We start from the raw sequence: 10,175 nt of genomic DNA on the forward strand, positions 1-10,175 counted from the left end.
AACCCCAGATGAGGCAAGAGTAGGCAGACCCTGCAACTGTTGCGTGACAACAGTATTGAACCAAAAATTATAGAATATTTGAAGGACGTACCTTCAAATGGCGATTTTAATGCACTTGCGGTTAAACTGGGAATGCACCCCGCAGATTTCGTCCGTAAAGGTGAAGCAGATTTTAAAGAAAACGGTATTGCCGATATTTTAGATGATGATGAAAAAATGTTTATTGCTATGAATCAATTTCCGAAAATAATGGAACGACCTATTATAGTTAAAGGTGATAAAGCTGTTTTGGGAAGACCGCCAGAGAATGTGATGGGGTTAATATAAATATTCATACAGACAGTGTCATTTTGACCCCAGACACGGAGTGTCGGGTGGAAAAATCTCAAGCAGGCGATCATGGGTCAACAAATGTTTGAGATACTTCTTCTTGATAAGATCAAGACTCAGTATGACCAATACAGAGGAGAGTTGAGAGAAAAACTATGAGCATTCGCATATTCATTACTGGCGGCACATTCGACAAAGAGTACAACGAAATTACCGGGAAGCTATATTTTAAAGATACCCACATGCGTGAAATTTTGGATCTTGGGCGGTCTAAAATTGATGTAAGTATTCGAACATTAATGATGGTAGACAGTCTAGATATGACAGACTCGGATCGGAATTTGATTTTAGATAATTGTAATCGAACGGTTGGGGATCAAATTATCATTACCCACGGCACTGATACTATGACCGATACAGCTAAAATTCTGGCCACAGGGCAGCTAGAAAAAACAATTGTCCTTACGGGGGCAATGATTCCATTTAAATTTGGCACGTCAGATGGTTTATTTAATTTGGGGAGTGCGCTGGGGTTTGTCCAGAGTTTACCCCACGGTGTTTATATTGTCATGAATGGCCGCTGTTTTGATTACGACAAAGTAAAGAAGAATAAAGAAACAGGTGTTTTTGAACCTTTATAATTTTTGACTTTTACCCAGGGATTTCATCAAATGGATATAAAATTGAATCCCCTTTTCATATGCTTTTACCCCGATTCGCTCATCGATACCGTGGATGCGTTTCATATCGCTATCATCGGTTTTTCCGATACCAGAAAATCGATAAATATTTGGAGAAAGATCCAAAAAATGTTTTGTGTCCGTTCCCCCGGGGCTGATACCTGGAACTACCACTACTTCCGGAAAAACATCATAAATATTTTGGGTTAGAAATTTGAATTGATCCGCTGTTGGGTCAGATACGGGTGCCGGTTCTCGGCCAAATTGTCCCTCTGGATGTTTTACCTCTACCCGCGGATCGTCAATAATATCTTTAACCATTTTTACAATACCCTCTGGCGTATCACCGGGGATGATTCTGAAGTTAATCATGGCCCTGGCTTGTGCCGGAATTACGTTATCTTTTATACCACCAGAAATAATGGTGGGCGCCGTGGTGGTGCGTATTACGGCACTACCTGCGGGAGATGATGAAAATATTCTCTCAATCAACCCTTCGAATAACCATTGATTGGCCATAATGACACGGGGTAAGAAACTCATTTCGCCACCGATAGCTTTAAACATAAGTTTTGTAGGTCCATCAAGTTTAGCGGGCAACGGGTTCGCCTGAAGTTTGGTGATGGCATTTGCCAAGATACCGATAGTTGTTTCTTTTTTGGGCATGGATGAATGGCCACCCGTTCCTGTCGCCACTAACTCCAAGGTCATATATCCTTTTTCACTCACGGCCACAAAGGCAACGGCTTTTTCTATACCAAATGATTTTCCTGAAGTAATACCGCCACCCTCATCCAGAATTAAATCGAAGTCGATACTGTTGTTCCGAAAATATTCTGCTGATTTTTTTGCCCCTTCATTTCCCCCAATTTCTTCATCATGTCCAAATGCAATATATATGGTTTGGGCGGGCTGAAAGCCATTGGATATTAGTTGATCTACCGATTCCATGATGGCAAATAAATTACCTTTGCAATCCATGGTTCCACGGCCCCATATAATCTCTTCATCAGCTTTGCCGCCAAATGGCGGGTGAGTCCATTGATCTAAAGATTGGCCATCAATGGGCACCACATCCATGTGGGCCATAAACAGAACAGGTTTTTTCAATGGTTGCGCCCCGTTCCACTTTAATATGAGACTATGTTTATTGATTGTGTATGACTCAAGTGTATTAAATACTCTGGGGAATTCTCGTCGGAGGTACCGGTTAAAGTTCACAAAATGTGTATAGTCAATTTTATCCGAGTTCATCTGAGATATGGTGGGGATTTTAATTCCACCAGAAAGACGATCAACCGCTTTTTGAATATCAATATTTTCCAATTTGACGGTGTTGCCCATGGGTCTTACAGTTTCAATATTATAGGTATTAAATAATAAAATGGCGGTTAAAACTGCTCCCAGTCCAAGAATTCCTTTTAAAACATTTTTCATTTATTTTCCTGCCAATCGATTATAATCATTTCAGTTTGTCTCGGATCAATGTAATCACAAGATTGCCCATTAAAAAATGCATCTTCTTCCAACATAATGGCTACTTCTTTATTCCATTCTTTTATAAATACTTTTGCATTGAGTTCAATGGAGTAGGCCGTATTTGGGAATAATGGATAATCGCCATTTACAGGAACCCCCTCCTGTTTGTCCCACATGCCGATAGTTGGCCCGGAACCATGACCGTAATAGCCAATGGGATGGGTATAAATCTGAGGTTTGATCCCTTCTGCCTTGGCTTGCTTTAAGGCGGATAAAAGCATTTCGTTTCCGGTTTGACCTGTTTTGAATTGGTCCGTAAGTATATTCTGCAATCTGTTTCCTACTGCTAATGCTTTGACCAAAAAGTCAGGCGCGTTGCTTTCGCCGGGCATAAGTACGTATGCATGCTGCTGAGTGTCGGTATTGAGCCCTAAGTATGTAATGCCAAAATCAACATGGAGTAAGTCCCCTGGGCGAATAACATTGTCAGCCTTATCTTTTGAAAATGCTTCCAGAAAATCAAAATTCTGTTGATCTGCTCTTTGAATATCAACAGTGGGGTGAAACCATGTAACAAGGTTCAGGTCGCGGATACGTTCCCGATACCACCACACCACATCATCGGTGGTGGTTACCCCTGGCGTAATTACCTTTGCAGAAAAGCCTTCTTTAATGATATCGTGGGCAATGCGGCAGATATCAGGATAGATTTTCATTTCTTTCGCACTACGTGTTTCCAGCCATCCGATGGCGACTTTTTCAGCACTTACAATTCGTCTATGATATTTCCGCGGTAATGCTTTTTTGAATAGTTTATATTCCGTTGATGTCAAGCCATCGGCTTGGGCAAAGAATTCACTTTTATTGAGCCCAATTGTTTGGGGGTTTTTAGTTTTAATCAAGTCAGCCAGTGCTTTGTATTGATTCGGCTGTACTTTCGGATCCCAAGCTTTTTTAAATACCTCTCCTACATCATAACGAGCTACGGCATAAGTTTCTAGCGGTTGGCCATCCCCGGGATTATGGATTACTAAGATTGTCCGACGTCGGGCATTGAGCCAAGTTGCTGGAAGCATCGTACGGATTACAGGATCTTCATTGTATTCCCGAGCGATGATGATCCACATATCCAGGTTATTGCGCGCCATGATTTCTGGCAGGACTGTATCAAAACGATCCTTTAGCAATGCGTCCCGCACTGGTGCTCTTTCACGCATGGATAGAATATTTGACATAAGGTTGTCAGCAACAAGGACGGAAGAGATTAGAAAAATGAATAAAAAGTTTTTCATGGAATATTTTCTCATAGTAATTGTTTTTGATTAGGTATCATTTATTTAAAAGGGTGAAAATTCGATTGCCAATCTGACTGCGCAAGAATAAATCATGCAATGGAAAAAGGAAATTTCCTTAGTAATATGGAAATAACAACGAGACGCCTTAAAAATGATTTACAAATGCACATCATGTCACCAAAAGATTAATGACCCCCCGGTACCCGTCTGGTTGTGTCCCTGCGGCAAACCACTCGAAGTTCATTATGAAGGGGAGAGAGAGGTGCGGCCAATTGAGGTTGATTTAAAAGAATCATCATTATGGCGGTATGAATCCGTGTTACCCCAAATAAAGGAAAGGGTAACTTTAGGCGAGGGTAAAACGCCCCTAATTTCAGTTGGAAATAATACTTATGTAAAAGATGAAACGGTGAATCCCACTGGCTCTTTCAAAGACCGGGGTATGGCTTTGGCTGTTTCCATGGCGAAGGCTCAAGGGGTTGAAACTATTTGTCTACCATCGGCGGGGAATGCAGGGATTTCAGCCGCGGCTTATTGTCAAAAAGCAGGGATTCAATGTAATGTATTTCTCCCGGAAATAATTCCAGAATCGTTTAAAAAAGAAACAGATCGATATGGGGCAAATCTTGTTTTAAAGGGACAAACAATTTCTGATGCTGCCAAAGCAATGCAAGAGGCCAAAGAGCCGGGATGGTTTGATATATCGACATTAAAAGAACCATTTCGTGTTGAGGGGAAAAAGACATTGGGTTATGAAATTGCAGAACAAATGAATTGGTCTTTACCTGATGTTATAATTTATCCCACCGGCGGCGGTACGGGATTGATAGGTATGTGGAAAGCATTTAAAGAAATGGTGGGAATGGGATGGATATTAGAACCGCTCCCCCGTTTGGTTGCGGCTCAGTCTGATGGTTGTGCGCCGGTGGTTAAAGCCTTTCAAGCCATGGAAAAATCAACTGAATTCTGGGAAAATAGCGAGACGGTAGCATTGGGCTTAAATGTTCCAGGTCCTTTGGGTGGCCGTTGGATATTGGAGACACTATCAGCTTGTAATGGAATTGCCGTGTCAGCAAAAGAATCAGAATTGGAAATGATGACGGATGAATTTCGGGGAGAAACCGGTATTAATGTTAGCGCAGAAGGTGGCGTTGTATGGGCAACGTATAAAGCGTTGAAAAAAACAGGCTGGATCGGATCAAATGATAAAACAATCCTGTTTGCTACTGGAATAGAGCGAGGTTGATATATCGAACATAAAAATATTAAATTGTTTCCTAAACGAGCAAAGGCATTTATGTTAAAACGCTTCACCCAAACTATATTGGTTCTTTTTTTCGGATTTGTACTATCCTCATGTGACCCTATTGTAAATGAATTCAATGACGTAGAGGATGCAATCATGTATAGAGCAAATTCCATGACTGAATTTACCGCCAAAGATACGGTTAAGGTTATGACATGGAATATTCGTTTTGGCGTTGCCCGGTTGCTTTTTTTTGGTGACGGTTGTGGCGACAGGGTCATTATTAAAAAAAGCGAAGTTTATGAAGCACTTGAAGCGTTGGCTGAAAAAATAAAACAGGAAGATCCTGATATTATCCTTTTTCAGGAAGTGGATGTTCAGTCCAAGAAAACTGCTTATATTGATCAAGCACAATGGCTTTTGGACAATACCGATTTTAATTATGGTGCTTATGCCTCCATGTGGGAATCGCAAATTATTCTAGCAGATGGACTGGGTCGTGTTAATACTGGAAACCTGATTCTATCCAAGTGGAAACTTGAGAATGCAGAACGGTACCAACTGGCACTTCGCGGGGATCAAGACAACCTAACTAAGTATTTTTATCTTCGGCGAAATGTACTCAAAGCTACAGTTGCTATGCCGGGGAAACCATTCGTCGCCGTTAATACCCACTTAACAGCATTTGCTACGGATGATACCAAACAAAAACATATTAACGGATTCAAGGCTATCCTTGATGGTATTGTTGCAGAAGGTCAAAGTTTCGTAGCTGGTGGCGATTTAAATGAAGTACCCCCCAATGCGTCAAAGTTGGATTATTGCATTGAAGATCAATGCGATGGGGAAACTTTCCATACCTTCGATGAATCCTACCATAAAGAAGCCAGTTTCTTTGGTTCAGAGGTAACGTGGCTGGAACCTTTTTATAAACAATATAAGTCTGCCATTCCTTTGAATATTTATGGCACCAATGAATCGGAGCATTATACCCATAGTGTTGATATTAAGCTTACACTGGATCGAAAATTAGATTACCTATGGACCAACACAAGTTGGATTAATGGTATCACCCATCAGGAGGCTGTGAAATTATCGGATCATATACCGATTAGTGCAAAGTGGGTGGTGAAATGAGAAAACTCATTCACATTCTTCTAATCTTTTCCTGGGGATGGACCCATGCCCAGTGGGAGGGTGAAACAGCCAATGTTATGGAACCGGGCCGGCGGGAAATTGGTTTCTTTACTCCACTTCGGTTAGGATTAAATAATGGATCTGAAATTTCTATTAATAAATTTATTCTTTTGCCCAGCGTTTCATATAAAACAGAAATGTCCCAACTCTTGGGTTGGAAAAGAGCCTATCGATTGCAAATTGCTTATCCAACAGCGGCCATGCGTTGGCTTCAAAGTCCGGTGGGAATGAAATTGGGTGAACCGGATATGTTTGCCCTGATTTCACCGGAATTTACCATACCACAAATGTTATCGGTATATGGCGAAATGATTGGGACGAGTGGAACGTCGGAGGCTGGTCAACTTACCCTAATTGCAGGGGTGGGAATAGGAATAAACGGGAAAGAATTACCAGATAGGTATACAGTAGATTTGCCCATTATCTATCCACGCCTTTCTGTCTATTATAATGGAATTCTAGTAAAAGTTGGTGGCGAATACATAAAGCAACTCAAAGGACGATGGTCCTATATAATGGATTATGATATGTTTCTTATGCCCGGCGGTGAAGGCCGTTTTTCTTTTGAACACAAAAGCCTTTTAGTGTGGACAAAAAATGAAAGATTTTGCCTTTTCTTCGGTTATAAGCTCGTTGCCGGAGAATATCCTTTTGGGCCTCAGGCACATTTATTTCCGGCACTCGATTTGCAATTTGGTTGGTAATCTGTTCCGCACATTCTCACTGATTATATTCATCTCCTTTTGTTTCGGGCAAGGGGGTATGCCGGAGAACAATTTGGCGAATGAACTTGGATGTGGTAATTGCCACGGCGGCGCATCGGCATCAAGTATTATTAAGAACCGTGCCCCGGACCTTAGTTATGCAGGGTTGAAATATAATGAAGCATTCCTATTTGATTATTTAAAGTCCCCAAAATCCATTCGCAAAAATATTGGAAAATCACGTATGCCTGATTTTGAATTTTCTGATGATGAAGCGCTTGCTTTGACGAAATATCTCATGACCAGAAAGAATCTCCCCCATGGCCGGACGTTGAGTCAATCACGGATTAGAAATAACGATAATGGGTTTAACCTTATTCATAACGAATTGCAGTGTACGGCATGTCATACGCTAAATGGTGAGGGAGAGGAAAAATCGACAGATTTGACAGAAGCGGGGGTACGGCTACAACCCAATTGGTTGTACGACCTTATTCTGAACCCTTCGTCATATGTACCTCGTGAATCCCCAATGCCGAGCTTTTTTAACAAGGAGGATCCAACGGTCCTAAAGACAATAAAAACAATAGTGGGGTATTTGGGGAACATTGGGGAAATAAGAGGAAAAACCCTTAACCAAAAATTAAATACTGCTATTAAAGAAAATGCTTCTGTCACGAGCAGAATGGGCAGGGATATTTTTCTTTCTCAAAATTGTCAAGCATGTCATGATATGACAGGAGAAAACAATTGGTTTGAAAACCATAATGCGCCGGATTTAACCCATCAACGGATGAAAACACCTTCAGGTTGGTTACTTCAATATCTAAAAAATCCTTCACCAATTAGGCCAAATGGCTACTTTCCGGGGACTGGCAGTCGGATGCCGAATTATAATCTGAGTGAATTAGAGGTTGAAGTTTTAGGGGATTGGCTTGGTGGTGCCATTTCAAAAACAAAATTACTAAAAATATCTGATTTTCAATCTGATAAGGTTGAGCGGTTATTAAATGATTTTCTGCCCTGTTTGGGTTGTCATACACTCAATGGCAACGGTGGAAAGATAGGACCAGATCTTAGCAATGTTGGGAATCGACTTACAGATGGGTTTATTAAAATGGCCATTCAAATGCCCCATATGGTTATGCCTGAAAGCATAATGCCCAAAACTGCCATGGATCCAAAAATGATACCACTAATCCAATCTTATTTTGCCCAAAGTGCTTCAAACAAAAGAGTTCAATACTTGAATCTCATTCAAAATCGTCCTTATCCAATTGAAAATAAATATATCGCTAACTGTGCCTCATGTCATGGATCCAAAGGAGATGGGGCGGGATTCAATGCAGCATATCTCCCAATAAAACCTGGTGATTTTACTAATGGAAAATTAATTGGCCAAAAAGCAGACGACACACTTTATGATACAATTCATGTAGGCGGGCGCATAATGAATAAAAGTAATTTTATGCCGGGGTGGGGAGAAAAATTGAGCCAAAAAGAGATTGTTGGTTATGTACAGACAATCAGAGACTTTTGTGATTGTGAGCAGCCGGGCTGGGCGAAAAAGTAATAATATTTAAATGATAGTATTTAAAAAAAGACTGATATTTTCAGTTCTTTTCTTCAATATTGCTTTAAGCCAACTTCAGGATTTTATTGGTTCAGATATATGTAAATCCTGCCATCCAGATCAATTTGAGTTGTGGAAGGAATCAACGCATGGCCATGCCGGGGGTGCGCCATTTACTTCAGATATAAAAGCACCTTTTAATGGTCAAAAAATTGACCTTAAAGATGGCTGGTTTTTACCATTTCAACAAGATAATCGCTACTTTTTTCTTGCTCAGGAAAACGGATTCCCGGAAGTCAAATATGAAGTAAGTGTTATAGTAGGTAGCGGACATTTATATGGTGGCGGAACCCAAGCTTTTTTTAGTGTTTTTCCTGATGGTACAATGCGACTACTTCCTTTTGATTATCACCCAGAAAAGGAAACATGGTTTTTTGAGACAAATAATTTATCCGGATGGGTTCCGGCGTCGAAATCCCTTTCCATGAGAAAGTTAGCTGAGTGGCCTCCCAATCGGATGATGGGGGGTATTTTAGAAAAACAAAACTGCCAACAATGCCATGGAAGTCAAATCATCACTACATTTGACCCCAATCAGGGAAAATACAAAACTTCATTTACGAACTTATCAATAAACTGTGAATCCTGTCACGGCCCCGGACAAGAGCATGTATCTTTAATGCAATTTGATCAAAGTATTGTAAAAGGATATACAGGCATTCAATCTTTAAAAACGCTTTCAAAAGATAAATCTATTGAAGTGTGCGCACAATGTCATGCACTGAAAGATATGATTCGTCCGGGATACTTACCGGGGAAAGATTTTGATGATTATTTTAGTGTAAAATTTTCAATGTTGAGTGGAAATCCCTATCATCCAGATGGACGAGTGAAAGCTTTTGGATATCAGCAAAACCATATTTTTAGTGATTGTTATCTAAACGGATCCATGACATGTATCGATTGTCACAATCCACATTCAAATGGCTATCAAGACATAAATCGAAATCCATTAATGGGGCGGTTTGATAATGGACAATGTGTCTCTTGTCATGTGTCGAAAAAAGAGAAAATTTCTATCCACACTTTTCACAAAACTGAATCTGAAGGAAGTCGGTGTACTGCATGTCATATGCCATTCCAACAGCATAAAGCAGTTGGAAATAAATTAAAGTTTGCAAGGGCAGACCATACAATAGCCATCCCTAGGCCAATACTAGATCAGCAGCTTGGGATAAAAAACGCATGTCAACAATGCCACGATGATATGACCATTCAATTACTAAATGATCAAATAACAAAATGGTATGGTGAGTTGAAACCACTTCATCCATTAGAATCTGCATTGTTTTCATTTCAAAATGGTAATGTATCAGACGAAGGGTTTTTAAATCTCTTTGGATCAAACGCTGATCCAATTCCACAGGTTTTTGCAGGAATTTCAGCAGCATTTATGTCTAAAGAAGCAATTACCATTTCCGAAACGGCAGTGAATCGATTAAAAGGATTAAGTGAAAATAAAGATTTAGATATACAAGCATTGTCACTGGCGTTTCTTGATGCCGTTAAAGGCGATGATCAGGAAATTGAAAAATTTATTATTCATAAATTATCACAGGCTGGTAAAGATCAACGAAAAATTAGAACGCGCTGGAGTTTGGCGTTGGCATA

General features: G+C 40.3%; 9 protein-coding genes. 7 read left to right on the plus strand and 2 right to left on the minus strand.

Annotated features, from left to right (window positions below):
* Positions 1 to 327, plus strand: a 327-nt coding sequence (arsC, locus tag HN459_08435; protein MBT3479473.1) for an arsenate reductase (glutaredoxin), incomplete at its 5' end; no start/stop codon positions are given.
* 158 nt (positions 328 to 485) lie between these two features.
* Positions 486 to 971, plus strand: a complete 486-nt coding sequence (locus HN459_08440; protein MBT3479474.1) for an asparaginase — start codon at positions 486 to 488, stop codon at positions 969 to 971.
* Here HN459_08440 and HN459_08445 read toward each other — a convergent pair.
* Together HN459_08445 and HN459_08450 are read right to left on the minus strand one after the other, a co-directional pair.
* A complete protein-coding gene (locus HN459_08445; GenBank protein MBT3479475.1) occupies positions 966 to 2,447 on the minus strand; it encodes a M20/M25/M40 family metallo-hydrolase in 1,482 nt (493 codons plus the stop codon). The two genes, HN459_08440 and HN459_08445, sit on opposite strands and share 6 nt — an antisense overlap.
* Positions 2,444 to 3,781, minus strand: a complete 1,338-nt coding sequence (locus HN459_08450) for an aminopeptidase P family protein (GenBank protein MBT3479476.1) — start codon at positions 3,779 to 3,781, stop codon at positions 2,444 to 2,446. The genes HN459_08445 and HN459_08450 overlap by 4 nt, the downstream gene beginning before the upstream one ends.
* A gap of 154 nt (positions 3,782 to 3,935) precedes the next feature.
* On the opposite strand from HN459_08450, the gene HN459_08455 reads away from it, so the two are divergent.
* The 5 genes from HN459_08455 to HN459_08475 form a co-directional block, all read left to right on the plus strand.
* Positions 3,936 to 5,030 carry a threonine synthase gene (locus HN459_08455; protein MBT3479477.1) on the plus strand — a complete coding sequence of 365 codons (1,095 nt, stop codon included), beginning with the start codon at positions 3,936 to 3,938 and terminating at the stop codon, positions 5,028 to 5,030.
* Positions 5,031 to 5,081: 51 nt separating this feature from the next.
* Positions 5,082 to 6,167, plus strand: coding sequence for a hypothetical protein (locus tag HN459_08460; protein ID MBT3479478.1), 1,086 nt, complete (start codon positions 5,082 to 5,084; stop codon positions 6,165 to 6,167).
* A complete protein-coding gene (locus HN459_08465; protein MBT3479479.1) occupies positions 6,164 to 6,931 on the plus strand; it encodes a hypothetical protein in 768 nt (255 codons plus the stop codon). The genes HN459_08460 and HN459_08465 overlap by 4 nt, the downstream gene beginning before the upstream one ends.
* 73 nt (positions 6,932 to 7,004) lie before the next feature.
* A complete protein-coding gene (locus HN459_08470; GenBank protein MBT3479480.1) occupies positions 7,005 to 8,504 on the plus strand; it encodes a c-type cytochrome in 1,500 nt (499 codons plus the stop codon).
* Positions 8,505 to 8,514: 10 nt separating this feature from the next.
* The coding region (locus HN459_08475; GenBank protein MBT3479481.1) for a hypothetical protein at positions 8,515 to 10,175 on the plus strand (1,661 nt) is incomplete at its 3' end.

This window comes from Candidatus Neomarinimicrobiota bacterium, assembly GCA_018647265.1.
Taxonomy (GTDB): Bacteria; Fidelibacterota; Marinisomatia; order Marinisomatales; family TCS55; genus TCS55.

What these genes read in the sequence shown, in the direction of transcription:
- HN459_08440 (MBT3479474.1), top strand. Translation starts at nt 486, where the DNA reads ATGAGCATTCGCATATTCATTACTGGCGGCACATTCGACAAAGAGTAC.
- HN459_08445 (MBT3479475.1), bottom strand. Translation starts at nt 2,447, where the DNA reads ATGAAAAATGTTTTAAAAGGAATTCTTGGACTGGGAGCAGTTTTAACC.
- HN459_08450 (MBT3479476.1), bottom strand. Translation starts at nt 3,781, where the DNA reads ATGAAAAACTTTTTATTCATTTTTCTAATCTCTTCCGTCCTTGTTGCT.
- HN459_08455 (MBT3479477.1), top strand. Translation starts at nt 3,936, where the DNA reads ATGATTTACAAATGCACATCATGTCACCAAAAGATTAATGACCCCCCG.
- HN459_08460 (MBT3479478.1), top strand. Translation starts at nt 5,082, where the DNA reads ATGTTAAAACGCTTCACCCAAACTATATTGGTTCTTTTTTTCGGATTT.
- HN459_08465 (MBT3479479.1), top strand. Translation starts at nt 6,164, where the DNA reads ATGAGAAAACTCATTCACATTCTTCTAATCTTTTCCTGGGGATGGACC.